This window comes from Ferruginibacter yonginensis (assembly GCF_042651465.1).
Lineage (GTDB): Bacteria > Bacteroidota > Bacteroidia > Chitinophagales > Chitinophagaceae > Ferruginibacter > Ferruginibacter yonginensis.
Genome location: NZ_JBHSCZ010000001.1, coordinates 477,147 through 502,329 on the forward strand (window position 1 = coordinate 477,147; position 25,183 = coordinate 502,329).

Consider the following 25,183-nt stretch of genomic DNA (forward strand, 5'->3'; position numbering starts at 1 on the left):
AGCAATACCATTGCTCCAAAAATAATAAGTATATGATGCAAGAATCATTGGTTGAATATGGCTCACGTAGGGTAATTATTACCATTACTGCCATATTATGCGCCTTGTTAGAAATTGTAGATACCACTATTGTAAACGTTGCTTTAAACGATATGAGGGGTAATTTAGGTGCAACACTTACAGAAGTTGGTTGGGTTATCACTGCCTATGCCATCGGTAATGTTATTATTGTACCCATGACGAGCTGGTTATCGCAACAATTTGGTCGCCGTAATTATTTTGCAGCATCGGTGATCATATTCACTGTATGTTCTTTTTTATGTGGCAATGCTGATAATATTTGGGAATTAGTATTGTTTCGTTTCTTACAAGGTATTGGCGGTGGTGCATTATTGGTTACTTCACAAACTATAATTACCGAAAGTTACCCTATTGAAAAACGAGGCATGGCACAGGCCATTTATGGTTTGGGAGTTATCATTGGTCCTACTTTAGGCCCACCTTTAGGGGGTTATATTGTAGAAAATTACAGTTGGCCTTACATATTTTACATCAACATACCTATTGGTGTAGTGGCTACTTTACTCACGTTGCAATTTGTACGTAGCCCTAAATATGCAGCCAAAAAAGCCTTTAATGAAATTGATTGGTTAGGCATTGGTTTACTTGCTATCACCGTAGGTTCATTACAATATGTACTAGAACGTGGGCATGAAGATGATTGGTTCGAAAGCAGCACCATCGTTTTTTTAATTACTGCATCTGTTTTAGGCTTGTTCTTTTTTATATGGAGAGAGTTAAGGTATAAAAACCCCATTGTAGAATTGAGGGTATTAAAAAATGGCAACCTTCGTATAGGAACTGTAATGTCGTTTATACTCGGTTTTGGTTTATATGGCTCAACCTTTATTATACCATTGTACACACAAAGTGTGTTGGGGTGGACGGCCTATCAAGCAGGTGCCTTAATGATACCTGCGGCGGTAATGACAGCTGTAATGATGCCAATGATTGGCAAGCTATTAACCAAAGGCATTAAGCCACAATATTTAGTGGCGGCTGGTATGTTGGTATTTTTTGTATACAGCTTTTGGGGCTTTAAAATTATTACACCCGATACCGGTAAAGATGATTTCTTTTGGATGTTAATTGCCCGTGGTGTTGGGTTAGGCTTATTATTTATACCTATTACGGCACTATCATTATCATCATTAAAAGGACAAGAAATTGGACAAGGTGCTGCATTCACTGGCATGATGCGACAGCTAGGTGGATCATTTGGAGTAGCCGTTATTACCACTGTTTTGTCACGTCAAAATATGTTACATCGAAATGATTTAGTGGCTAAGTTAAATGTAAACAGTTCGGACGTTCAGCAAAGGGTAATCGCTTTACAACAAGGCTTTATAGCAAAAGGTACCCCACCCAATATAGCGTTGAGTGACGCCCATAAAGTATTAGATTTTGGCATTACCAAACAAGCCGCCGTACTTTCTTATATGGACATATTTTTATACCTCGGTATTATGTTTTTAATATGTTTACCTATTGTGCTATTTGTAAAACAAAGTAAGTCTGTTGAAAAAGTTGATTTAAGTAGTGCCCATTAAAAACCAATAATAACCTTAAGCAATAAGCCTGTAAGGTTCTTAAACCTTATAGGTTTTTTATGTTAATTTTTAATTGAAGGGGCGTTCGGCCGTTGCAAAGTAGCAGCAGTTGTTCCGGCTATTCGCTGTACCTTCACCGCAAAGGCGGTTTCGGTGCCGCTGCTATCCGGCAGCCCATGAGCGGTAGTACTATGGTCATCAATATGCTTTGATAATACATTTATAAATTCGGAGTATATTCAGATTGATGTTCAAGTTTCCGAACAGATAAAAGACTGCCTAATGCTCTTCCATTCACTTTTGTTGATGCAACAAATAAGTATATAAATAACTGGCTGAAATAGTACCGAGTATTGGTGCTACCGTATAAAGCCACCAACATTGATAATGCCCTCCTACAATAGCCGGTGCTAATGAACGTATAGGGTTTACTGAACCGCCTGAGATGGGTCCGGCTACAAACACAATCACAATAACACACAAACCAATTACTATACCTGCCAACTGTTTATTGTTGTTTGAAGACAAGGCTACATTTACAATCACTGTCATTAACAAAAAAGTAGCTATAAATTCCATTATAAATGATTGTAAAACGGTGCCACTTGGTAACGTAGCACCCAACATATCATTGGTAGGAAACAATATTTTTAAAGTAATACTAGCCGCTATACCACCCACAAACTGACTGATGATATATGGCAATAAATCACTCAACGGCATTTTTTTAATACAAGCTAAAGCAATGCTAACCGCAGGGTTCATGTGTGCGCCAGATACGTTACCAAAGCTGTAAATCATACACACCACAATAAACCCAAAACTGAGTGCAATACCTACCAAACCTACTGCACCATTGGTTTGTTCGTTTACAATAACTGAACCTGTACCAATAAACACCAAAAAATAAGTGCACAAAAATTCACTGATATATTTTTTCATGAAAGGAGCTTACTTATAATATGAAAATGGCATCATCCATTGTATTTACTATGTTGCCAGCATCATATCACTATACGATACCGTAATAAAATCTGCAGGTTGTACCTCAAAAAAATTTATATAATGGTCGCATTGTGTTTGTAATTGTTGCTTGCTAATGCTACCATCATCATCAATGGCCTCTACTTCTAAAAAAGTGCCCAAGCCTTGCACCCTATCAAAATGAAATTTTACATTATCAACAAAGTAAATTTTACGTGCTTTTTCTACAATTATTTTAATACCATGTAGCTTTAGTAATATTTTTTTGAGTGCATCATCGGGTTGGTGTTTATACAGCAAAATATCCGATTGTTTACTACCAGTGCTATTGGCCCTATCGTACCAAATTAATGCATTTTCTATATTGCCTTCACGTAATTTTAAACGCCCAATAGTAACATTATAATAGGTATCTTTTTGATGATCTGTACCGATAAACCGTGGGTTTAAGGTAAGCAATTTTGCTTCTAAACTTTCTAAGTTATGAGCCCTTGCTTTAAACTCAATATTTAAATGTGTCATAATCAAGTTGATAAAAAACCCTCCGCTTTGGAGGGTTTAAAAATTTATATATTTTTTCCGATTGCTTCTATTTCATCTTCCATCTCTGGTCTTTTAGGGTCACTACCATATTCGTTACTACCCATATCACCTTCAGTACAAACTAATATTAAATTATAAATTGGTATAAGTATAAACCAGCCACTTTTACCAACATCATGCACACGCCTAACTGCCACTGCTAAGTTTGGTAAAAGTAAAGCTAGTGAAGTAGTGGTACCAAGTATACCTACATCTTCAGGTCCTTTACCAAAAATTGCAACATCTATAATGCCTGCAACAATACCAATTAAAATATTAAATAGAAAAAACCACCAGTATTCACTACGCCTTGCTCTACCATTAAAATTTGCATAATTGTTTAAACATTTTTTTACTGCGTCAATAAAATTCATGATAAAAAATTTAAGTTAATATTAGTTGAATAGCAATTATACAATTTTATTTTATGGTAATTAAAATTTTTACTCACAAAAAAGCCACCTTGCAAATGCAAAGTGGCTTCTTTTTTATTACCGACGAATTTATTTTAGTAGCCCATGCCGCCCATATCAGGTGCGCCGTGGCTGTGTGGAGCTTCTTCTTTTGGCTTATCAGCAATTACACACTCTGTAGTAAGTAACATGCCTGCAATTGAAGCTGCATTTTCTAATGCTACCCTACTCACTTTAGTTGGGTCAATGATACCTGCTTTAAACATTGAGCTTTCATATTGCTCTGTTCTTGCATTGTAACCATAATCGCCTTTGCCATTTTTAATAGCTTCTACTACAATTGAACCATCAACACCTGCGTTTGCAGTAATAATGCGGATTGGCTCTTCAATAGCACGACGTACAATAGCCATACCTGTAGCTTCATCAGCAATTTGACCTTTTACTTTTGCTTCTAAACTTGCCAATGCACGTATGTAAGCAACACCACCACCAGGTACAATACCTTCTTCAACCGCTGCTCTTGTTGCATGTAATGCATCATCCATACGGTCTTTTTTCTCTTTCATTTCAACCTCGGTGGTTGCACCAACGTACAATACGGCTACACCGCCAGCTAATTTAGCCAAACGTTCTTGTAGTTTTTCTTTATCGTATTCTGATGTAGTATTTTCTACTTGTGCTTTAATTTGATTTACCCTTGCAGTAATATCTGCTTTTTTACCTTTACCACCTACAATGGTAGTATTATCTTTATCAATAGTTACAGATGCAGCTTGACCTAAAGTAGCCAACTCTACCCCTTCTAACTTATGACCTAACTCTTCACTAACAACAGTACCTGCTGTTAAAATAGCGATGTCGGTCATCATTTCTTTTCTTCTATCACCAAAGCCAGGTGCTTTTACTGCAGCTACTTTTAAAGTACCACGTAATTTATTAACTACTAATGTAGCCAATGCTTCACCTTCTAAATCTTCAGCAATAATTAATAACGGACGACCACTTTGTGCAACTTTTTCTAAGATGTGCAAAATATCTTTCATTGCACTGATTTTCTTATCAAAAATTAAAATGTAAGGGCTTTGTAATTCCACTTGCATTTTTTCGCTATTGGTTACAAAGTATGGTGAAATATAACCTCTATCAAATTGCATACCTTCTACAATATCAACCGTAGTATCAGTACCTTTTGCTTCTTCAACCGTAATAACACCTTCTTTACCAACTTTTACAAACGCCTCGGCAATTAATTTACCAATGGTTTCGTCGTTATTAGCAGAAATAGTAGCAACTTGTTGAATTTTTTTAGCATCGTTGCCAACAGTTTGGCTTTGTGATCTTAAATTTTCAACAATTAATGAAACTGCTTTATCAATACCACGTTTTAAATCCATTGGGTTAGCACCAGCAGCCACCATTTTTAAACCTTCGCTAATAATCGCTTGCGCTAATACAGTAGCAGTTGTAGTACCATCACCAGCAATTTCTGCTGTTTTAGAGGCTACTTCTTTTACCATTTGAGCACCCATGTTTTCAATTGGGTCTTCTAATTCAATTTCTTTAGCAACGCTTACACCATCTTTTGTAACTGAAGGTGCACCAAATTTTTTCTCAATAACAACGTTACGACCTTTTGGTCCTAATGTTACTTTTACCGCATTGGCAAGGGTATCAACCCCTTTCTTCATTTTATTTCTTGCTTCAATATCGAAGTAAATTATTTTAGACATTTTATTGTTTTATTTTATGTGTTTAATAAATGTTGGTTCGTTACAAAGCTTATACAATTGCTAAAATGTCGCTTTCTCTCATGATAAGGTAATCTAAACCTTCAATTGAAATTTCTGTACCAGCATATTTGCCATACAAAACGGTGTCACCTGCTTTTACTGTAACAGGTTCATCAGCCTTACCAGGGCCAGCAGCGATAACAACTCCTCTTGATGGTTTTTCTTTAGCTGTATCAGGAATAATGATACCTCCAGCAGATTTTTCTTCTGCAGCAGCAGGTTTTACAATAACCCTGTCGTGAAGCGGCGTAATGTTGAGCTTCTTTGAATTAGCCATAATTTATTTTTTTTGTTATTTAAATGAATAAATAGATAAGTACTGCCACAGCATCATATATTATACCAAAGCAATGATTGCGTATTGTTGTCACATTTTATACGGTGTTTGTCAAATTTTCCATTACAAACAAGACAATTTTGCAGTATATAATATTTTACAAGGTAATGAAACATGAATACCTTAATTTTGCGCCTTCATTAAAGGTTTTTTGAAACGATGCTAAGCAGAAGAAACATCAGGGTTAAAGTGATGCAGACCTTATACGCATTAGATAGTTTGAGTGATCAAACTAAACCGGGGGAACCCATTTCCATTCTCAATAAAAAAATAGATCAAAGCAAACAACTGTTTACCTATTTAGTGTATTTCATAACTGAAACAGCTCGTTATGCTGAAACAGATGCAAATAAAAAAGCTAGTAAAAACTTACCAACTGCTGCCGATTTAGCTACCAATACTAAAATTGCTGGTAACGAAATTTTATGGAAGATTGTAGAAGACATTTCATTTAAAGGCACTGTAAATGAATTAAAAGCACACTTGTTAATTGACCAAGATTTGCTTAAAAAAACATACAGAAATTTGATTGAAACACCCGAGTATATTGAATACATTGAGGAACAGTCGAGAGATAAAAAAAGTGAAAAGAAGATGTTAGAATTTATTTTCACTGATTTAATGTTACCAAACGAAGACTTCATCAACCATATTGAGGAGCATTTTATTAATTGGGATGATGATGCTGAAATGATGCACTCTTTAGTACTGAGTTATTTGAGCAAACCTGGTCAACAAAATTTTCAAGATTTTTTAAGTGCCGAAAAACGCCAATTCGCAAAAGATTTATTGCTGACCGTTCTAGACAAAACGGAACAAACGTTGGAGTTAATTAAGCCGAAGTTAAAAAACTGGGATGCTGATCGTATTGCATCACTCGATTTAATTTTGTTACAAATGGGCGTTTGCGAATTTTTATATTTTGAAACCATACCCACCAAAGTAACGATTAATGAGTACATTGATTTGGCAAAGGCTTACAGTACGCCTCAAAGCGGTCAATTTGTAAATGGTTTGTTAGATAATATTCACAAGGAATTGCAAGCCGCTAATAAATTAGATAAAAGAAATTTTAAAGACGCAAAATAAACGAACATGCATAAATTATTATTTTCAGCTGTTGTTGTTGCTGCTTTTATAACGAGTTGCAACGTACGCAAACAAGATAAACTAGCTCCCGAAAAGCCGCTTACCCAACAAACAGTAATTACCAACCCAACAACAGTGAAGGTAATTGACTCAGCATATAATTTTGGAAAGGTTGCAGAAGGTGGCGTTGTAGAATATAATTACCGATTTATTAATACCGGGCAAAAACCTTTAATTATTACAAACGCAACGGCTAGCTGCGGTTGTACCGTACCAGAAAAGCCTGAAAAACCAATTGAACCAGGTGATACAGGTTATATTAAAGTGAAGTTCAATAGCGAAAATCGTGTAGGGCAAGCACACAAAACAGTCACTGTATTATCAAATGCTGAACCTGCTTTTCCAGAGCTTTTACTAACAGGAGAAGTAACAGAAAAAACCAAAAAATAATTTTTAATACAAACGCTTTTAAGCACAAAATCAACTATAATGTTACAAACATTTTTTTTACAAGCAACTGCAACAACTTCAACTTGGACGACCCCTATTATGATGGGCGGTATGATTTTAGTTTTCTATTTTTTTATGATTCGTCCGCAATCAAAAAAAGCTAAAGAACAAAAAAAGTTTATTACTGAATTACAAAAAGGTGATAAAATTGTTACCATTGCTGGTATACATGGCACAATCAATAAAATGAATGAAGACGGTACTTTGTTACTAGAAACGAGCCCTGGTAGTTATATGAAAATTGAAAAAAGTACAATCAGTATGGAGTGGACGGCGAACATCAATAAAGTAAATACTCCAGCAAAATAATTACTCCTATTTAATTTTAAAAAGACGAAGCAACATTTAAAGATGTTATTCGTCTTTTTTATTTTTAATACATTTACACATGCTTAAAATAGGATTAACAGGTGGTATAGGCAGTGGCAAATCAACCGTTGCCAAAATATTTGAAGTGTTGGGCATACCAGTATATTATGCTGATGATAGGGCTAAATTTTTAATGAACCACAATGCCACTATTCAAGCAAAAATAACTGAAGCATTTGGAAGTGAAGTGTATGAAAACGGTATTTTAAATAGGAAATTATTATCAGCAAAAGTATTTGCAAATCCAGAAAATACAGCCATTATCAACAATATTGTGCACCCTATTACCATTGCTGATGCTGAAAGTTGGATGCTACAACAAACCACTCCTTATGCAGTAAAAGAAGCAGCTTTAATTTTTGAAGCACATGCTGAAAAGGGGCTTGATTTAATTATTGGAGTTACAGCACCGGAAGCCGTTCGTATAAAACGCACCATGCAACGTGATGGCATTACTGAAAACGAAGTAAAAGCCCGTATTGCAAAACAAATAGATGACCACACTAAAATGCAACAATGTGATTTTGTAATTATAAATGATGGTAGCACATTAATAATACCACAATTACTACATATTCATCATACGATATTACAAAATATAGAAAGGTTGCACCACTAACCTATTGCAAAGCACTCAATGCTTGTTTAATTTTTGCAAAACCTTTTTCAATGGTTTCGGTATTCGTAGCAAACGACATGCGTATGCATTTTGGTTGTCCGAATGCTTTACCCGTAACCACCGATACATGCGCTGTGTTTAAAAAATACATGCTCAAATCATCAGCATTTTCAATGGTATCGCCAGTGGGTGTTTTTTTACCGAAGTAATAGCTCACATCGGGAAAAACATAAAAAGCACCAGGTGGTTCGTTGTATACGAGTCCTGGAATATCTTTTAATAAACGCATTACCTTATCCCTACGTTCTTTAAACTTTGCCACCATTTGTTGGGTAGGAGTAAAATCGCCTGTAAGTGCAGCAATGGCTGCTCGTTGGGTAATAGAGCAAGTAGCACTGGTAAATTGGCCTTGTAATTTATCGCATGCCCTCACAATATCTGCAGATGCAGCTAAATATCCCAAGCGCCAGCCCGTCATGGCATAACCTTTACTCAACCCGTTAATTACAATAACCCTCTCCTTTAAAAAATCAAATTGTGCAATACTTTCGTGAGCGTTATTGTAATTGATGTATTCATAAATTTCATCACTCAAAATAAATATTTGAGGGTGCTTTGCAAAAACCGCTGCAAGGGCTGTTAACTCATCTTTTGTATAAACTGCACCTGTTGGGTTACATGGCGATGAAAACATGAACAGTTTTGTTTTTTCATTGATAGCAACTTCTAATTCAGCAGGCGTAATTTTATAACCGTTTTCAATGGTGGTATTCACAAAATGAACAGTACCTCCTGCTAAACGTACAATTTCGCTGTACGTAACCCAATATGGCGTAGGAATAATGACTTCATCGCCTTGGTCAACAATGGCCAATACAGCGTTGGCTATGCTTTGCTTTGCTCCGGTGCTTAAGATAATTTGCTCTGGTGTATAAATTAAATTATTATCTCTTTGGAGTTTAGTACAAATAGCTTGGCGAACATCTAAATAACCTGCAACGGGTGTGTAATGACTAAAATTATCATCAATCGCTTTTTTGGCAGCGTCTTTTATGTGTGTAGGTGTATCAAAATCAGGTTCACCTAAACTTAAATCAGTAATATCAATCCCCTCTGCTCTTAATGCCCTACCTAACTTAGCCATTTTCAATGTTTCTGGCTCATTAAACTTTTGTAATAAACTCGATAACTGCATGTTATACCATATTGATAAGCTACAAAAGTATAGTTATTTGTTTAATAGAAAAGGCATTTTCTAAATAATATTTAATGTTACATCTTTTTAAGACTATCTTTTAAATAATATCTTTTTAAAGCATAAAATTATCTTTTAAATGAATTAACACAATCGTACAAATTGAAAGCAATTGAAAACAGCATTTAGCCATACATAAATTTCCAGCTGATGTACAATGATTCAATAAATTTGGCAACTGCATCAACCATCATTTTACAAAAAAGAAAGTAACTTTTTATACTATATTTTCTAAATTCGACATCCTACTATCTTCTTTGGCATTTTCCCCTATCTTTGCACACTTATAAAAATTAACGAAGCTTATTATTAAAGTATTTTAACATGAAACTGAAAGGTTTAGTTTGGTTTTTTACCATTGCACTTATTTTAATTTCACTCTGGGAACTTTCGTACACATGGGTGGTTCGTAGTTATGAGGGAAAAGTTAGAGAACAAGCTACAAGACTTGTGAAAGCCCAAACGGCTAATATGACTCCCGACCAAAGAGAGGAAGTTATTAAAGAAAAAACCCAGTACATTTTAGATAGTACTAAGGAAAAAGAAATTTTTCCGATTGTAGGTACTACTTACCAAAAATGTAAAGAGTATGAATTGAACCTAGGGTTAGATTTACAAGGTGGTATGGGTGTTACGATGGATGTAAACTTAGAAGGTTTATTGAAATCATTAAGTAACAATAGTAAAGACTCTGCTTTGTTAAAAGCTATTGCAACAGCCAATAGTAAAAAAGTTAATAGTGAAGACAACTATGTTGACTTATTCACCAAAGAATATATTGCTCAAAATGGCGCTGGCAAATTAGCAAGTTTATTTTCTGGTCCTAGCAAAGAAGTAAAAGCTAGTGATGACGATAAAACAGCCACCAGCAAATTAAAAGAAATTGCCAAAGGTGCTATTAACCAAACCTACAAGATTTTACAAAAGCGTATTGATAAGTTTGGGGTAGCTCAACCTAACATTAATTTAGATGAAAACAAAGGTGTTATCAACGTTGAATTAGCAGGTATTACCAACCCAGAAAGGGTTCGTAAATTTTTGCAATCATCTGCCAACTTACAATTTTGGAGTGTGGTATTGTTGAAAGATCAAAATTTTCAAAAATCATTTGCAGATGCTGATAAAGCATTGGCAAAATATTTAAAAGGAACTGCTGATACAACTAACTTATCTGATTCGGCAAAAGCTAAAATTGATTCAGCAGCTACTGGTATTATTGGTAGCGTATTGCAATTTCCAATTGATCAAAAATCAGGACAATTATACGAAACACCTTACATTGGTATGGTGGCCAAAAAAGATACTGGCTTATTAAATTCATATATTAAAAATGAAGTTTTTGCAAGCACATTAGGTAGCAATGTTAAATTGTTATATGGTGTTGAACAAAAAGGTAAAGGCGGTTCATTCTTTGAGGTATATGCCATTGAAAAAGCGAATGGTTCAGAAAAAGCACCGTTAGAAGGCGAAGGAGTTGCAGAAGCATCACAAGGGTATGATGATAAAGGTAAGCCTTCTATCAAAATGCAAATGACGCCAACTGGTGCTATCACTTGGGCTAACTTAACTGAAAAAAATAACCAACGTTATGTAGCTATTTCTTTAGATGACATTGTATATTCTGCACCAAGGGTTAACGGTAAAATTGAAGGTGGTAACACTGAAATTTCTGGTAGCTTTACGGTAGAAGAAGCACAAGATTTAGCGAACATTTTAAAGTCGGGGAAATTAGATGCACCAGCTAAAATTGTGGCTGATCAAGTAGTTGGTCCTACTTTAGGTAAAGAGGCTGTAAACGGTGGTGCAACTGCCTTTATTATTGCATTTGCGGTTATATTCATTTTAATGTTAGTATACTACAACACTGGCGGTTGGGTGGCTAATATCGCTCTAATTTTAAACTTGTTATTTACCATTGGTGTATTGGCCATGTTTGGTTTTACCTTAACAGCGGCTGGTATTGCTGGTTTAGTTTTAACAATTGGTTTAGCGGTAGATACCAACGTAATTATATTTGAAAGAATTAAAGAAGAGTTGACCAAAGGGAAAAATTACCAAGCAGCCATTAGCGAAGGTTACAAGCGTTCATTAGCGCCTGTTTTAGATGCTCACATTACATCATTATTAACAGCATTTATTTTATTGTTCTTTGGTTTAGGCCCAGTATTAGGTTTTGCTACTACACAAATCATTGGTATTTTATTATCATTGTTCTGTGGTATTATGGTATCAAGGTTAATTACTGATTTACGTACCGATAAAAACCATCACTTTAAATATTTTACCGCTATTTCTAGTAAAATATTTAAACATGCCTCTTATAAATTCATCGAAAAAAGAAAAATCGCTTATGCAATATCAGCTGTGGTATTATTAGTTGGTGTAGCTTCATTTTTCAACGGTTTCCGTGAAGGTGTTGAATTTAAAGGTGGTAGAAGTTTTAATTTAGAGTTTGCACAACAAGTAAAAAATACGGATGTTCAAGACGATTTAGCGAAGGCTTTTGGTGATGAATTTCCTGTTATCAAAACAGTAAAAGATGGTAAGCATTTAAACATTACTACATCTTACTTAATTGATAATACATCTGACAGTACTGATGTTTTGGTACAAAAAGCTTTATTCAAAGGTTTAACCAAAGTATTACCAGCTGGTGCTACCTATGAAGAGTTCATGAAGAAAAACTTCCAAGGTAGAACGACGGTACAGCCTTCAATTTCTGATGATTTGAAACGTGGTGCCATTAAAGCAACCATTTTTGCAATGTTGATTATTTTCGTATACATCTTTATCCGTTTCCGTGATTGGAGGTATTCTGCAGGTACAATTATTACTTTAATACACGACGTATTGGTAACACTAGCCGTGTTCTCATTCTTTAAAGACATCGTTCCTTTCCCATTAGAAATTGATCAGCATTTTATTGCGGCAATACTAACGGTAATTGGTTTCTCTATGAATGATACGGTGATTGTATTTGATAGAATTCGTGAATACAGTAGAGATATGAAAGGTGCTACAAAAACCACCATTATCAATAAAGCAATTAACGATACATTGAGCAGAACCATCATGACATCATTAACGGTATTTATTACCCTATTAATATTGTTCATATTTGGTGGTGAGGTTACTAAAGGTTTTGCATTTGCAATGATGATTGGTGTAATTACAGGTACTTATTCATCAATATTTGTGGGTGCTCCGGTATTGGTTGATTTTGCAAAAGATAAACCATTAGGTGCAGCAGCAGAAATTAAAAAGAAAGTAAAAGCACCTGAGCTTTAAGTTATAAACATAACACAACAAAAAAAAGTCCTCGAAAATTCGAGGACTTTTTTTGTGACTAGCTTTATCAAAAAATTTTATTTTATACAGCAAAGCTTGTTCCGCAACCGCAAGTACTACTAGCATTTGGGTTATTAAAAGTAAACCCACGTGAATTTAAACCACCCTGCCAATCAACCTCCATACCGAACAAATACATGCTATGGGCATTATCAATTATGAAACGCACATCATCTATCTCGTATATAGCATCGTTATCTTTTCGTTGATCAAATTCAAGTACATAGGTCATGCCACTGCAACCGCCGCCTTTTACACCTACTCGTAGTAATTGTGTATGGTCAAAAGTTGGCTCAGTCATCAAGCGTTTTATTTCGTTGATGGCAGACGCTGTAAAATTGATAGGATTTTTTATAATTGGTTCCATTATGTTTTTATTTTTTACAAAGTTATTGTTTATAATAAGTATAAGATGTGAAAATTCCTTAAAAAGAAAATGCCTTCAGTAATTAACTGAAGGCATTTAAAAATATAGTTGAACAACTTATTCAGCAGTAGCTGCTGGAGTTTCAGTAACTTTTGATTTTTTACCGAAACGCTTGTTGAATTTATCAATACGACCTGCAGTATCTACCAATACATTTTTACCAGTGTAAAAAGGGTGAGATGTATTTGAAATTTCCAATTTAATTACAGGGTACTCTTGACCATCTTCTTCAAAAATAACGGTTTCATTTGTTACAGCTGTAGAGCGACTTAAGAATGTTGTACCATTACTCATGTCTTTGAAAACTACCATTCTGTAGTTCTTTGGATGAATATCTTTTTTCATTTTATTTGTTTTGTATCATGGATTTTGCCATGATGATTAATTTTTTAAAGAGCAAAATTACAACTTTTTATTGAATGTACAAGCATTTAGCTTTTCATATTCACAAATTGTAAGGCCAAACCTAGGTTCCAGCCCTTACTTGCTTGAATAACTTCTTGTAAATCATCAATTTTTTTACCTGAAACCCTAATAATATCATCCATTATTGCTGCTTGTACTTTTAAACCAGCATCTTTAATAAGTTTCACAATTTTCTTTGCATCTTCTTGCTTAATACCATTACGAACAATTACCTCTTTTTTGGTAACTTTTCCACTAGCGTAGGCTTCTTTACTTAAATCATAAATTTCAGCGGCTAAACCTTGTTTAATGCTACGGCTAATTAGTACATCAGTAATTTGTTCTAACTTCATTTCACTATCTGCCTCTAGGTTGAGTTTAAAATCTTTTTTATTAAGATCAATTACCACATGAGCACCTTTAAAATCGAAACGATTGGTAATTTCTTTTTTTACAACATTAACGGCGTTGTCTAAAGTTTGTAAATCAACTTTACTAGCAATATCAAATGATGGCATAATACAAATTTTTACAAAGATAAAAAACAGCCTGCATTTGAGGCTGTTTTTATTATTAATTTGCTTTAATGCGATTTAACTCATCAGATGCAGCACTAGTGCGTCGTTGCTGGGTTTTAAATTGCTTACCAAATTTGTAATTGAATGAAATAAATACAGTTCTACTATCCCTGCGTTGCGTAAAATTTGCAATGGTATTTTGAATGGTGATAGCACCTGCTTGTTTGTTTGAACGTAGTATATCGTTGAATGATAATTTTACCATTCCCTTGTTTTTTAATACTTGCTTAGAAAATGCGGTATTGATTTGTTTAATACTTGAAATATTAAATTGACCTCTTTGCATTTGGCTTCTGTAAAAACCTGATACTTCTGTACCCCACCCTTTTCCTAATTTTATTTGGTTATTCATATTTGCAGAAAAACCGTTACCTGAGGTATTGATGTTATATCCATTAAAACCTGCATTTACTTCGTTATAATTAAACTCTGTGTACAAATTCATATTCCACCATTTATAAGGTGCTACTTGTGCATTTACTGAAATTGAAATATCATCAATTACACCAAAATTTTCTTGTTTTACAATGGTGGCATAACCTTGCGGTTGAAAATACTCATTAAACATATTTTTATTGTGAGCATAAGTAATATTACTGCTTAAAAATTTATTATAGCTATGCGTAAGTGTAAATACATCTGCAAACATAGGTTTCAAAAATGGGTTACCAGCCTCGTATGTATATTTATCTATAAAAAATACAAATGGGTTTAAGCTTTCATAATCTGGTCGTGATATACGTCTACCATAAGAAAATGCTACTTGGTGTTTATTGTTAAGATCATAACTTGCGAAAACTGTTGGGAATAAACCTGTATAACTTCTTTTAAAAGATGAATCACTACGAAGTGGGTTGTCAAATTGTTTACCAGAATAGTTGGTATTTTCTGCCCTTAAACCCGTTTGTAACGACCATTTGCCCCATGTTTTGTTTACATTAACATAAGCCGCATTAATGTTTTCGTTGTATTTAAAATGATTGGTTTTTTCATTATCAATTACAGGTGTATTGTTCATGATATTAAAGTAACCTGCAATATTATCTGTATTTACGAAGCTGGTTTTAACCCCTGCTTCCATTTTCAATGTTGAAGTGATAGGGTGCGTAAAATCAATTTTTGCAGAAGTAACATTAATGGTTGCTGGCAAATTTGATTGTAACAATTCCGATGTTTGTTTTACACCTGATGGATCAAAGTTTTCTGATAAAAAGTTTTGTGTGTGTTTACTTTTATATTGTAAAACATCAACATCCAAAGATATTTCAGTACCTACAGAATCGAAAGTATGTCGAGTATTTAAGTTTAGTCCTTTGTTTTTCCAATTTTCATAATCATAACTATTGGCTTGCAATACTGAATTAATATTGCCCAACCCATCTTTCAAAAAACTGGTATTGGCTCCATCTTGTTTACCCGGTGCAACACTGCCGGTAAATACAGCACCAAAAGTTGTTTTTTTAGATGCCATAAAATCAACTCCAACTTTAGCGTTATAATTATTTCTGTTGCGTACAAAAGTGGCTTCTTGATCAAAAATAGCTGTTGTGGTACCTGCATTATTAAAATAGGCACGGTGAATGCCCAAAATTTGATAATTTTTTCGATGTCCAGCGCTAACATTAGCAAACATGTTAAATTTTCCATTTTTATAATTCAAATTCAATGCATTGCTATAATTTCCATAGTTACCTCTTCCATAGCTTGTACTAGCGCTTCCGTTAAAGCCTTTTTGCTTTAACTTTTTTGTTTTGATATTTATAACACCTGCGTTACCAGCGGCATCATATTTTGCTGATGGATTTGGCATTAACTCAATGGTTTCTAAATTGGCTGCAGACATGGTTTGCAAGTAATTATACAAATCTTGTGCACTCATATATGTTTGTTTCCCATCAATTAAAACAATTACAGAAGGTTTACCTTTTAAACTGATGTTGCCATCTTTATCAACCGTAACACCCGGTGATTTTTCTAAAACCTCTAAAGCATTGGCTCCAGCATTAGAAATTTGACTTTCCACATTTATGATTGTTTTATCTAATTTTTGCTCAACAAATGGTTTTTTAGATGCTACAATTACTGTGTTTAAAACTTGCTGTTGTTGCTTTAAACTGATTGTTCCTAATGAAACGTTGCTATTTGTTGCATCAATAACAATGTTTTTTGATACATATTTTTCAAAACCAACAGCAACAACTTGTAAAAGATAAGTACCTGTTTTAAAATTTTCAAGTATAAATGAACCAGTACTATCAGCAACGGCCGCTTTAACTAAACTATTGTTGGATACATTAACTAAAGTGATGGTTGCAGCAATTAAAGGCTTATTGTATTGATTATCAATAATTTTACCAGTAATGGAATTGCTTTTTTGTGCATAAATATTAGTGATTATGCAACAGCTGAAGAGTAAAAAGATAACATTTTTCATTTTATATTATTTAGTTCTTGTTTAAGTTTAATACCAAACAAAAGTATGTACTTTGTATAGCATAGTACATTGCATAAATAATAAGCGGCAAAAAAAAAGGATGATTGGTAAAATATACCAACCATCCTTTAAAATATGTTTAGAAAAAAACTAGGCTTTATAGCGCCATTTTGCAATTAACATGGTTACTAAACCTGCTAACATCAACATTACAGCAATAACTTCTGCTTGGGTTGATTGTAACCCGAAGATGGTGTACGTTTTATTTACTCTAATTAACTCTACAAAAAAACGTTCCATACCATTAAATACTAAGTAAATACCAAACATCATTAATGGTATTTTAATTTTTTTACGAATGGCCCATAATACTAAAAAAAGAAAAGTACAAAATATGGTTTCGTATAAAGGTGTTGGAAAAACAGGTTGAGGTAACACACTGTAATGATCATCAGTAACACCCGGCATCACAACACCATCATTGTTTACATTTTGCGGATAGCTATATGCAAATAACCAAGTAGGCAAAAATGAGGGTCCTTTGAAAGATTTATGAGCCACTTCGCTGAGCGTTTTTGATGTACGGTCAGTAACGTAGGCTTCTTTACCATTTCGGTCGATAATTTTTCCTTCTAAAAAATAGGTAGAATCTTTTTGTAAGGCTTTTTCGAATTCGCCAGCCCCAGCAATACTTACATTACCAGAGCGATCGCTTATATAGGCGCTGTTGTAGATGCCCCAATCACCATCACCAGCTACTTGGCAGCCAATTCTGCCGATGGCATAAGCTATCATTAGGCTGGGAGCTGCAGCATCAACTAAATGCGTTAAAGAAATTCGCTTTTTGTGTGCATACCAACAAACAGCAGCAGCAGCCATGATTAAACCACCGTAAAAAGTAAGCCCACTTACAGAAAATAATTTTCCGATTGGATCAGCCATAAACTCATCCCAATGTTCAAAATTATCGAAAAGTTTTGCGCCTAAAATACCAAATATGAGTGAAATAATAACAATATCGCCTACCCTATCGTGAGGCCAAATACGTACTTTTCTAGCTTCTGGAGTTTTTAATTTTTGTTTGTTTTTTTCAAAATACTTTAATCCCACTAACAAAATTGCCATAAGTAAACCACCTACAACACTACCACTTTTTGAAAATATGTACTCCTGTGTGGAGATATCTGCTGGTTTAAAAAACAATAAGCCTAGTAACTTTGCACCAAAAATAAAACCTACTAACGCATTGTAAAACAACTCTAATAATGAAGCAGGTTTGCCCACAACAATAGTTTCTTCTGAGGGCAATAATAAACCTTGCTTTTCTTTACGTTTTAACTCAGCATTTATTACCAAAGCAGCAGCAACAAATGATAAGGCTACCATTAAGCCAAATGTGTTTAAAATTTTTAAACCATTCCATTCAACACCAAACCAATCTTTGAAAACGTAATATAAATTCGGATACATTTATTGTATTTAAAGTGAAATTTTTAAGTGCTGCAATATAATAAAAAGTCACCGTTGCTTGCCTGATTATGTTCGAAAGTATTTATCAAACAACACCAAACAATACGGTGACTTTACAAAAAAACGTAGCTAATTAGTTACAATGTGCTTCAAATGCTCCTTTCAAATTATCAGCAATCATTTGTGCACTTCTACCTTCAATCATATGACGTTCAATCATATGCACCAATTGACCATTTTTAAATAATGCAATAGCTGGTGATGATGGTGGGTAAGGTAATAAATGTTTACGCACTTCATTAACTGCTTCAACATCAAAACCTGCAAAGCTGGTGGTAATTTGGTTAGGCTTTTTTGTTGCAGTTGCTACAGCCATTAAAACGCCTGGCCTAGCAGTACCTGCACTACAACCGCATACTGAATTGATCATTACTAATGTAGTACCTTCTTGTTTTAAGGCACTATCAACATCGCTTGCGGTAAGTAATTCTGTGAAACCATTTTCGGTTAACTCTTCCTTCATTGGAATAACTATCTCTGCTGGATACATATTTTCTAAATTTAGTAATGCAAAATTACATGCTTATTTGCACAATCAGTTCTGCATATTTTTCATTTTGGGAAAATAAATACGCCATATTGGCAATAATAATTTTATAAAAATGCCATAAAGGCACTAAAAATACAATGGAATATAAATTGAAGTGCTTAAGACATTATAAAACAATTAAAATTTAAAAAGTATGTCATACGTAAATGTAAAAAATCACCGTTCATTTGATGGATTAATGAAAGAGTTGTTTAATGAATTTCCAGCCGTGGTAAGTAAAACGATGAGAGAAGATATTTTACACTTTCCTCCAGTAAATATTATTGAAACAACTGAAGGGTTCAAATTATCATTATCAGTTCCCGGTTTTGAAAAAACTGATTTTGCTGTAAAACTTGATAACAATATTTTGCAAGTAAGTGCTTCGAAAAAAGCAGTTGAAAATGTTGAAACTGAAAAGTTCGTAAGAAATGAATTTTCAGTAAAAAGTTTTAAAAGAAGCTTTACATTAAATGAAAAAATTGATGCTGATCAAATTACAGCACAGTACGAAAATGGAATACTCAACATCAATTTGATGAAGAAAGCACCCATAAATAGTACAGTTAAAGAAATTAGTATTATTTAATTAAAGCAGTAGCATGTTTAAAATAAAAAAGCTCCGAATAAATTTCGGAGCTTTTTTATTTGATGATTTTGAAACCTATTGAGGCAATAAAACTTGATCTATTTTATGTATAACGCCATTTACATAGAACTGATCACTTGTACCAGTTGCAGCAGTAGGGTTAATCAAAATATTTGATGCTGATGCATTGGCTGCACCTCTTACTGTAGCAGCGCTAACAAAAGGGCCAGCAAAAGTTGCTTGTAACCTAATACCAGGGTGCATTGCAAAAGCAGGGTCTGTATTTAACAAAGTTGGGTAGTTGGTGGCTACACTAGGGAAGTTAACAGTGAATGCTGTATTACTAAATAAATGTGTAACTAAAATACCCCTAACTGTTCTTGCACTCAACGCACCAAATAAAGCTGGGTTTTGGAACACATTTGGTGAAGCAGCTAAAGTAGCAGCCGTAGCAGCGGCTGTTGCAGGTGGAAAACCTTGTGCAATTAAAGCTTGGGTAATTGCTCCTGTTAGTAAAGCTTGGAAAGCAGCATCTGTTGGTGCAAATACTGTTAAGTTAGCACCACCATTTAATAATGCTGCTTGCAAAGGTCCAGGCGTTACAGCACCACTATCCGCTCTTAAAATAGCTGCTCTCAAGTAAGTTAAACCAGTTACTGGGGTAGCATCTGCATTAATTCTATCCCACAATGTAGTAGTTACTGGTGGTGCTACAATAGCAGCCACATGATGAATGTTACCATTAAATGCTTTTACATTTAAAGGTGTGGTCATCGGAATTGTATTTGCTCTTAAAATACCTGGTCTTTTAGATAAATATGATCTGAAAGTAACAAAAGGCGCCGTTGGTGAAGGAAAAATAGAAGTACCTACAGTAAAATTAGGAAAACCTGCACCAATACCAGCGGTATCATAACGCTGTGGAATTGTATTATAAGAAACAATACCAGCAGCTGTTGCTACTGGAGTTGCTGAAATAACTGCACTACTAAAACCAGAGGCCATCATAGCAGCATTATCTGGCACTAACAAAGTATACTCATTATTAGAGGTAGTTGAATTGTATAAATTCACAAAATTTACAGTACCATTACTAGCAATTCTTACCAAGCGGTAATACATACTATCGTTCGGATTTGCTCTTAATGTAGAATCTAATGTAATGCCTGATTTTGTAGTAGTTGGGATAGCAAATTGATCTACACCTTTGTTACATGATGCTAATAAAGCACCTGCAACTACCATTGGCAAAACAGCTGTTTTAATATTATTTAATAAAGTATTCATTTTATAATTTTTTTATTGTTTGTATTAATACAAGTTAAAACCAACGCTTACATAGTATAAACCACCTACTACTGAGTTACCAGTTGCGTTAATGTAATATTGATTCAACAAATTGTTAGCACCAACTTTTAAAATAGTTTTAGTGGCAGGCAATTTAGCACTTACTTGCGCATCTAAAGTTTGTACCGCAGGAACATCGCCACTAGCAAAATCACCTTGGTAGTTGAAACCTCCCTGTACACGGTAAGTAATGTTGAAGCCATATAGCTTGTCTTTACCAAAACCAGCATTAGATAAACTAATATTTGTACGGTATTGTGGTGAGTTAAAGAATGAGTAGAAACCAGCTTTAACATCACTGATTTGATCAGATGATACGTTACCACTAATTACAAAGTTTTTAGGTAAACGATAATCAACACTTAAACCGAAACCATATGTTTTAACTTTTTCAGCACTGTTGAAAGGTATTGAGTAAGTTAATCCTCTTGAGGTATCACCTAAGGTAATTGGAGCGCCAGTTCTTGATTGTACTACTACCCTACGTGCAATAAAATCTTTGTATTGACCTGCATAACCATACACATCAATCAATAACTTATCATTAAAATGTAACCCCTTATAACCAATTTCATAAGTAGTTACCGCTTCTGGTCTAAATGAAAAATCAGTCACTTTTACTGGTGTACCAGCTTGTAAACTTTCGTAAGCATAAACTGGGTTACCTATAAAATTGTATTTATTACTTAATAATGGGTTACCACCTGTTAAACGAGTACCACCACCAACAGCTAAATCAATGTATTGTTGTTGCGTAGATGGGAAACGGTAAGCTTGTTGGTATGAAATACGCACATTTTTATTTTCAGCCACTTTTATTAAAGCGGTTGCTCTTGGGGTAAAACGACCTTTAAAGTTTTCGTTTTTGTCGTAACGGCCAGAAACAGTCAATTTTAATCTATCAATTACTTGACGACTAGCTTGGATATAACCACCATACTCGTTGATACCAATAGTACCAGCAGTATCAGCAAATAAAGTTCCTTGTGAATTTAATACGTACCTTTTAAAGTTACCACCTACAATTACTTCAGCGATATCTTTTGTATAATCAGTTAAGTTTGCTTGACCCTCTATATTGTATAAGTTGGTTTTATCAACGAACAAACCACCACCATTTTTAATTGGAATAGAACGTACTCTGTTGAAAATATCTTTGAACTGTTGAGAACCAGCAGCAGGACGACCAACATCAGCAGTAGTACGAGCAATGGCATGTGATTCAGCTGCTGATCTACCACCTTGTAAAGCAGTTAAATAAGCAATTGAATATTGACCATACCATGATGCAGCAATTTCAGGTAAACCAATTGTACCCAAAGCGTTTGCTCTTGGTGCCGAACCTTTCCATGCTTCATTTAACAAACGAGTTGTAACTGTTGCATTGTAAGATTGTCCTGCATTTTCCTGAGTTGTATACGCTCTTAAAGTCCAGTGTTTATTATTTAACTCTAGTTTATATTGAGCAATTTTTAAACCCAATAAAGAGTATCTATCACTTCCTGTATAAGTACTGTTACCGGTACCAAAAAATGCAGCACCTACAGCTTCAATTTTATCAGTTATTTTATAATGTAATGCACCTGATGCTTTGAAGTTTACAGTATTTGGATTAATAATATCTCTTTCATTATAACCAGTACGGCTCACATTAATGGGAGCTGTTAAATAACCAGCAGGAGAACCTAAACCAGCTAATAATGGACGAATATCAGTAGTGGTTTCATCACCATAAACGTTGATACCATTGTAATTAGGATCAGAAGCTCTGGTACCGAAAGAAGGCTTACCAGCAACACCTAAACCAACATAGTTACGATAGTCGTCACCAACCCAATCTTTTGCCGAAATAACTTCACCAGCTACTTTAAAAGCAAATTTTTCTGAAACTTTTTTACCCCAACGCATACTCCAGTTGTAATAAGGTGAAGTAGGACGTTCTCTCTTATCAACATGCATAATACCTGTTTTTACTTCAGCAGAAAAACCTTGGTATTTGAATGGATTTTTACTTGTAATTAACATGGTACCGTTCATACCACCTGGGCCATACAACGCTGATGAAGCGCCTGGTAATAATTCAATATTATCAACATCTAATTGTGATAAACCTACTATACTACCTACAGAGAAGTTTAAACCTGGTGCTTGGTTATCAATACCATCAACCAATTGGTTAAAACGTAAGTTACCACTACCAGAAAAACCTCTTGTAGTAGGAGTTTTAAAAGTTAATGAAGAAGTTACTACATCAACACCTTTTAGGTTCGCAACAATGTCGTAATAACTTGCAGCAGGTGCATTTTTTAAAGATGTTGCATTTACCCTTTCAATAGATACAGGTGATTCTAAAATTTTACCTGCAACCCTTGTTGCCGAAACAACTACCTCTTGGCCCAAAGCATTGCTTGGTACAAAAGCAACGTTTACCGCTGCATTAGAAGTAACATTTACTTCTTGTGTAGTATACCCTACTGAAGAAAAAACTAACGTTACTGGTAAACTTTTTACACTGATGGTATAATTACCTCTATCATCTGTAAATGTTCCTGCATCGGAACCTTTAATAGTCACTGAAACAGCTGCAGCACTTTCGTTTGATGCACTGTTTTTTACATTACCGCTGATGGTTACATTTTGAGCAAAAGCAAATACAGTTAAAATATTTGCTAACACCATGGTAACCAAATAGCTCGTAAACTTTCTCATATCCGTTGTTTTGGTTTTAAATATTTGGCAAAATAAGCAATGTAAATTTGTTATAAAATTTTATTTTCTCACTATATGTTGATATATAAAATACGCACCTCATTATTTATTAAAAACTAGGTGGTATTTTAGTGCCATGACAGCATTTACATTTACACATCAAACGGGTTATTACAAAGGAAAAGTTAGAGAAGTTTATAGTATTGGTGATGATTTATTGGCAATGATAGCAAGCGACCGTTTATCAGCTTTCGATGTTATACTTCCAAAAACAATTCCTTTTAAAGGACAAGTATTAAATGAAATAGCTGCTTACATGTTGCGCCAATGTAACGACATCTGTAACAATTGGTTGCTAGAAACACCTGTACCCAATGCCAGTATTGGTAAAAAATGTACCCCATTTGCTATTGAAATGGTGGTAAGGGGCAATATTACAGGCCATGCATGGCGTACTTACAAAAACGGTGATCGTATTTTATGCGGCGTACCATTGCCAGAGGGTATGAAGGAAAATGATTTTTTTGATACCCCCATTATCACCCCATCAACCAAGGCACACGAAGGGCATGATGAAGACATCAGCAAAGAGGTCATAATACAACAAGGCCTAGCAACGGAAGCAGAGTGGGCATTATTAGAACAATATGCTTTAGCACTTTTTGAAAGAGGAAAAGCACTAGCAGCAAAGCAAGGACTTATTTTAGCTGACACAAAGTATGAATTTGGTAAAATAGGTGATACTATTTATTTGATGGATGAAATACATACACCTGATTCATCGAGGTATTTTTATGCAGATGGTTTTCACGAACGATTAGCCAACAATAAAAAACAAAAGCAACTGAGTAAAGAGTTTGTGAGAGAGTGGTTAATCGAAAATAATTTTATGGGTAAAGAAGGGCAAGTAATACCCGAAATGAATGACGAAAAAGTAAACAGCATCAGCCAACGTTATATTGAATTATATGAACAAATAACCGGTGAAGTATTTATACCCACTCCAATTGATGACCAAACACTATTTAATACTATTGAGCAAGCACTAACGAAATATATGTAGAAAAAGATGCCCGATAATCCCATAAATTAATGCGGCTTAGCTGTAAATTTCTAATGGCACATGTTTTGAAATTCTTTAACAAGACTTTCATCTATTATTCAACTTACAAATTAAACATTATGTCAAATTTACTCTACACCATTGCAGTTATTTTAGTGATCATTTGGGCCTTTTCATTTTTAGGCGGTTACTATACAGGTGGCATTATTCATATTTTATTAGTTATTGCTATTGTTGCGATATTGTTAAGAGTTATTTCTGGTAGAAAACCTTTATAATTTTTTTGTAAATTAGCTATTCAAAATAAACTTGAGTAGCTAATTATATATTAAACAATACAGCTTAAATAGTAACCAATGAAAAAATCAAATATAATCTTAGCATTATTAGCAGGTGCTGCCATAGGTGGCATTATTGCTTTAGCCATAAAAGATAAAAATAATGATATTATTGAGGAACAATTAGCTGAGTTAGAAGAACAAGAGGTAACAATGGCTGACAAATTTGATAAAATTGCAGAGCAGTTTTCTAATAAAATTTCAAATGAATTAAAAGCAGCTGAAAACATTATTAAATCGGCCGTTGACAGAAAAAAATCATTCTTACATCCTGATGAATCTTCAGGTATATTTTTATAAAAAAAGGCCTTTTGAAATTCAAAAG

The 25,183-nt window shown here is 34.3% G+C and carries 24 protein-coding genes; 10 read left to right on the forward strand and 14 right to left on the reverse strand.

What is annotated here, in order from left to right; all coding sequences use genetic code 11:
- The first annotated feature begins 32 nt into the window (after positions 1-32).
- Positions 33-1,610 (forward strand): DHA2 family efflux MFS transporter permease subunit, encoded by a 1,578-nt coding sequence (locus tag ACFOWM_RS02055; protein WP_379706386.1) that lies wholly within the window; start codon positions 33-35, stop codon positions 1,608-1,610.
- Positions 1,611-1,904: 294 nt separating this feature from the next.
- Here the strand turns inward: ACFOWM_RS02055 and ACFOWM_RS02060 are convergent, their stop codons facing one another.
- From ACFOWM_RS02060 to ACFOWM_RS02080, 5 genes are all read right to left on the reverse strand, one after another.
- Positions 1,905-2,552, reverse strand: a complete 648-nt coding sequence (locus ACFOWM_RS02060) for an MIP/aquaporin family protein (RefSeq protein WP_379706389.1) — start codon at positions 2,550-2,552, stop codon at positions 1,905-1,907.
- Positions 2,553-2,600: 48 nt separating this feature from the next.
- Positions 2,601-3,116: a class IV adenylate cyclase gene (locus ACFOWM_RS02065; RefSeq protein WP_379706392.1), complete on the reverse strand. Its 516-nt coding sequence runs from the start codon at positions 3,114-3,116 to the stop codon at positions 2,601-2,603.
- A gap of 44 nt (positions 3,117-3,160) precedes the next feature.
- A complete protein-coding gene (locus ACFOWM_RS02070; RefSeq protein ID WP_379706394.1) occupies positions 3,161-3,550 on the reverse strand; it encodes a DUF805 domain-containing protein in 390 nt (129 codons plus the stop codon).
- Between the two features lie 134 nt (positions 3,551-3,684).
- Complete coding sequence (gene groL / locus ACFOWM_RS02075; protein ID WP_379706397.1) at positions 3,685-5,322, reverse strand: chaperonin GroEL; 1,638 nt, start codon at positions 5,320-5,322, stop codon at positions 3,685-3,687.
- 49 nt (positions 5,323-5,371) lie between these two features.
- Positions 5,372-5,659, reverse strand: coding sequence for a co-chaperone GroES (locus tag ACFOWM_RS02080; RefSeq protein WP_379706400.1), 288 nt, complete (start codon positions 5,657-5,659; stop codon positions 5,372-5,374).
- 252 nt (positions 5,660-5,911) lie between these two features.
- Here ACFOWM_RS02080 and nusB point away from each other — a divergent pair, with 252 nt between their 5' ends.
- The 4 genes from nusB to coaE all read left to right on the forward strand — a co-directional run bounded on the left by nusB (position 5,912) and on the right by coaE (position 8,306).
- Entirely contained in the window at positions 5,912-6,808 is an 897-nt protein-coding gene (gene nusB, locus ACFOWM_RS02085) for a transcription antitermination factor NusB (RefSeq protein WP_379706403.1), read from the forward strand.
- Between the two features lie 6 nt (positions 6,809-6,814).
- Positions 6,815-7,258, forward strand: coding sequence for a DUF1573 domain-containing protein (locus ACFOWM_RS02090; RefSeq protein WP_379706406.1), 444 nt, complete (start codon positions 6,815-6,817; stop codon positions 7,256-7,258).
- Between the two features lie 39 nt (positions 7,259-7,297).
- Complete coding sequence (gene yajC / locus ACFOWM_RS02095; RefSeq protein ID WP_379706409.1) at positions 7,298-7,627, forward strand: preprotein translocase subunit YajC; 330 nt, start codon at positions 7,298-7,300, stop codon at positions 7,625-7,627.
- A gap of 79 nt (positions 7,628-7,706) precedes the next feature.
- On the forward strand, positions 7,707-8,306 hold the full coding sequence (coaE, locus tag ACFOWM_RS02100; RefSeq protein WP_379706412.1) for a dephospho-CoA kinase: 600 nt from the start codon (positions 7,707-7,709) through the stop codon (positions 8,304-8,306).
- 1 nt (position 8,307) lies between these two features.
- Here coaE and ACFOWM_RS02105 read toward each other — a convergent pair whose 3' ends face one another.
- Positions 8,308-9,501: a pyridoxal phosphate-dependent aminotransferase gene (locus ACFOWM_RS02105; RefSeq protein ID WP_379706415.1), complete on the reverse strand. Its 1,194-nt coding sequence runs from the start codon at positions 9,499-9,501 to the stop codon at positions 8,308-8,310.
- A 384-nt stretch (positions 9,502-9,885) separates the two neighbouring features.
- Here ACFOWM_RS02105 and secDF point away from each other — a divergent pair, with 384 nt between their 5' ends.
- A complete protein-coding gene (gene secDF, locus ACFOWM_RS02110) occupies positions 9,886-12,849 on the forward strand; it encodes a protein translocase subunit SecDF (RefSeq protein ID WP_379706417.1) in 2,964 nt (987 codons plus the stop codon).
- Positions 12,850-12,931: 82 nt separating this feature from the next.
- On the opposite strand, the gene ACFOWM_RS02115 is transcribed toward secDF, so the two are convergent.
- The 6 genes from ACFOWM_RS02115 to ACFOWM_RS02140 all read right to left on the reverse strand — a co-directional run bounded on the left by ACFOWM_RS02115 (position 12,932) and on the right by ACFOWM_RS02140 (position 18,773).
- Positions 12,932-13,276, reverse strand: a complete 345-nt coding sequence (locus ACFOWM_RS02115) for a HesB/IscA family protein (RefSeq protein WP_379706420.1) — start codon at positions 13,274-13,276, stop codon at positions 12,932-12,934.
- A gap of 117 nt (positions 13,277-13,393) precedes the next feature.
- Positions 13,394-13,681, reverse strand: coding sequence for a type B 50S ribosomal protein L31 (locus ACFOWM_RS02120; RefSeq protein WP_379706423.1), 288 nt, complete (start codon positions 13,679-13,681; stop codon positions 13,394-13,396).
- An 86-nt stretch (positions 13,682-13,767) separates the two neighbouring features.
- Complete coding sequence (locus ACFOWM_RS02125; RefSeq protein WP_379706426.1) at positions 13,768-14,259, reverse strand: YajQ family cyclic di-GMP-binding protein; 492 nt, start codon at positions 14,257-14,259, stop codon at positions 13,768-13,770.
- A 55-nt stretch (positions 14,260-14,314) separates the two neighbouring features.
- Positions 14,315-16,753, reverse strand: coding sequence for a TonB-dependent receptor domain-containing protein (locus ACFOWM_RS02130; RefSeq protein ID WP_379706429.1), 2,439 nt, complete (start codon positions 16,751-16,753; stop codon positions 14,315-14,317).
- Positions 16,754-16,903: 150 nt separating this feature from the next.
- Entirely contained in the window at positions 16,904-18,223 is a 1,320-nt protein-coding gene (locus ACFOWM_RS02135) for a prolipoprotein diacylglyceryl transferase (protein ID WP_379706432.1), read from the reverse strand.
- A gap of 133 nt (positions 18,224-18,356) precedes the next feature.
- The gene (locus tag ACFOWM_RS02140; RefSeq protein WP_379706435.1) at positions 18,357-18,773 is read right to left on the reverse strand and encodes a BrxA/BrxB family bacilliredoxin; all 417 of its coding nucleotides are present in this window, start codon (positions 18,771-18,773) and stop codon (positions 18,357-18,359) included.
- A 193-nt stretch (positions 18,774-18,966) separates the two neighbouring features.
- On the opposite strand from ACFOWM_RS02140, the gene ACFOWM_RS02145 reads away from it, so the two are divergent.
- Positions 18,967-19,401: an Hsp20/alpha crystallin family protein gene (locus ACFOWM_RS02145; protein WP_379706438.1), complete on the forward strand. Its 435-nt coding sequence runs from the start codon at positions 18,967-18,969 to the stop codon at positions 19,399-19,401.
- 75 nt (positions 19,402-19,476) lie between these two features.
- Here the strand turns inward: ACFOWM_RS02145 and ACFOWM_RS02150 are convergent, their stop codons facing one another.
- Complete coding sequence (locus tag ACFOWM_RS02150) at positions 19,477-20,688, reverse strand: hypothetical protein (RefSeq protein ID WP_379706441.1); 1,212 nt, start codon at positions 20,686-20,688, stop codon at positions 19,477-19,479.
- 24 nt (positions 20,689-20,712) lie between these two features.
- Positions 20,713-23,457, reverse strand: a complete 2,745-nt coding sequence (locus ACFOWM_RS02155; protein WP_379706444.1) for a TonB-dependent receptor — start codon at positions 23,455-23,457, stop codon at positions 20,713-20,715.
- 136 nt (positions 23,458-23,593) lie between these two features.
- On the opposite strand from ACFOWM_RS02155, the gene ACFOWM_RS02160 reads away from it, so the two are divergent.
- From ACFOWM_RS02160 to ACFOWM_RS02170, 3 genes are all read left to right on the forward strand, one after another.
- Complete coding sequence (locus ACFOWM_RS02160; RefSeq protein WP_379706447.1) at positions 23,594-24,520, forward strand: phosphoribosylaminoimidazolesuccinocarboxamide synthase; 927 nt, start codon at positions 23,594-23,596, stop codon at positions 24,518-24,520.
- Positions 24,521-24,639: 119 nt separating this feature from the next.
- Positions 24,640-24,798: a lmo0937 family membrane protein gene (locus ACFOWM_RS02165; protein ID WP_379706450.1), complete on the forward strand. Its 159-nt coding sequence runs from the start codon at positions 24,640-24,642 to the stop codon at positions 24,796-24,798.
- A gap of 78 nt (positions 24,799-24,876) precedes the next feature.
- Positions 24,877-25,158, forward strand: coding sequence for a hypothetical protein (locus ACFOWM_RS02170; protein ID WP_379706453.1), 282 nt, complete (start codon positions 24,877-24,879; stop codon positions 25,156-25,158).
- The last annotated feature ends 25 nt before the right edge of the window (positions 25,159-25,183 follow it).

Coding starts and splice junctions, on each gene's coding strand:
- ACFOWM_RS02140 (WP_379706435.1), bottom strand. CDS start 18,773: ATGTATCCAGCAGAGATAGTTATTCCAATGAAGGAAGAGTTAACCGAA.
- coaE (WP_379706412.1), top strand. CDS start 7,707: ATGCTTAAAATAGGATTAACAGGTGGTATAGGCAGTGGCAAATCAACC.
- ACFOWM_RS02070 (WP_379706394.1), bottom strand. CDS start 3,550: ATGAATTTTATTGACGCAGTAAAAAAATGTTTAAACAATTATGCAAAT.
- ACFOWM_RS02105 (WP_379706415.1), bottom strand. CDS start 9,501: ATGCAGTTATCGAGTTTATTACAAAAGTTTAATGAGCCAGAAACATTG.
- yajC (WP_379706409.1), top strand. CDS start 7,298: ATGTTACAAACATTTTTTTTACAAGCAACTGCAACAACTTCAACTTGG.
- ACFOWM_RS02090 (WP_379706406.1), top strand. CDS start 6,815: ATGCATAAATTATTATTTTCAGCTGTTGTTGTTGCTGCTTTTATAACG.
- ACFOWM_RS02145 (WP_379706438.1), top strand. CDS start 18,967: ATGTCATACGTAAATGTAAAAAATCACCGTTCATTTGATGGATTAATG.
- secDF (WP_379706417.1), top strand. CDS start 9,886: ATGAAACTGAAAGGTTTAGTTTGGTTTTTTACCATTGCACTTATTTTA.
- ACFOWM_RS02060 (WP_379706389.1), bottom strand. CDS start 2,552: ATGAAAAAATATATCAGTGAATTTTTGTGCACTTATTTTTTGGTGTTT.
- ACFOWM_RS02055 (WP_379706386.1), top strand. CDS start 33: ATGATGCAAGAATCATTGGTTGAATATGGCTCACGTAGGGTAATTATT.
- ACFOWM_RS02120 (WP_379706423.1), bottom strand. CDS start 13,681: ATGAAAAAAGATATTCATCCAAAGAACTACAGAATGGTAGTTTTCAAA.
- ACFOWM_RS02130 (WP_379706429.1), bottom strand. CDS start 16,753: ATGAAAAATGTTATCTTTTTACTCTTCAGCTGTTGCATAATCACTAAT.
- ACFOWM_RS02065 (WP_379706392.1), bottom strand. CDS start 3,116: ATGACACATTTAAATATTGAGTTTAAAGCAAGGGCTCATAACTTAGAA.
- ACFOWM_RS02135 (WP_379706432.1), bottom strand. CDS start 18,223: ATGTATCCGAATTTATATTACGTTTTCAAAGATTGGTTTGGTGTTGAA.
- ACFOWM_RS02125 (WP_379706426.1), bottom strand. CDS start 14,259: ATGCCATCATTTGATATTGCTAGTAAAGTTGATTTACAAACTTTAGAC.
- nusB (WP_379706403.1), top strand. CDS start 5,912: ATGCAGACCTTATACGCATTAGATAGTTTGAGTGATCAAACTAAACCG.
- ACFOWM_RS02165 (WP_379706450.1), top strand. CDS start 24,640: ATGTCAAATTTACTCTACACCATTGCAGTTATTTTAGTGATCATTTGG.
- ACFOWM_RS02160 (WP_379706447.1), top strand. CDS start 23,594: ATGACAGCATTTACATTTACACATCAAACGGGTTATTACAAAGGAAAA.
- ACFOWM_RS02150 (WP_379706441.1), bottom strand. CDS start 20,688: ATGAATACTTTATTAAATAATATTAAAACAGCTGTTTTGCCAATGGTA.
- ACFOWM_RS02155 (WP_379706444.1), bottom strand. CDS start 23,457: ATGAGAAAGTTTACGAGCTATTTGGTTACCATGGTGTTAGCAAATATT.
- ACFOWM_RS02115 (WP_379706420.1), bottom strand. CDS start 13,276: ATGGAACCAATTATAAAAAATCCTATCAATTTTACAGCGTCTGCCATC.
- ACFOWM_RS02170 (WP_379706453.1), top strand. CDS start 24,877: ATGAAAAAATCAAATATAATCTTAGCATTATTAGCAGGTGCTGCCATA.
- groL (WP_379706397.1), bottom strand. CDS start 5,322: ATGTCTAAAATAATTTACTTCGATATTGAAGCAAGAAATAAAATGAAG.
- ACFOWM_RS02080 (WP_379706400.1), bottom strand. CDS start 5,659: ATGGCTAATTCAAAGAAGCTCAACATTACGCCGCTTCACGACAGGGTT.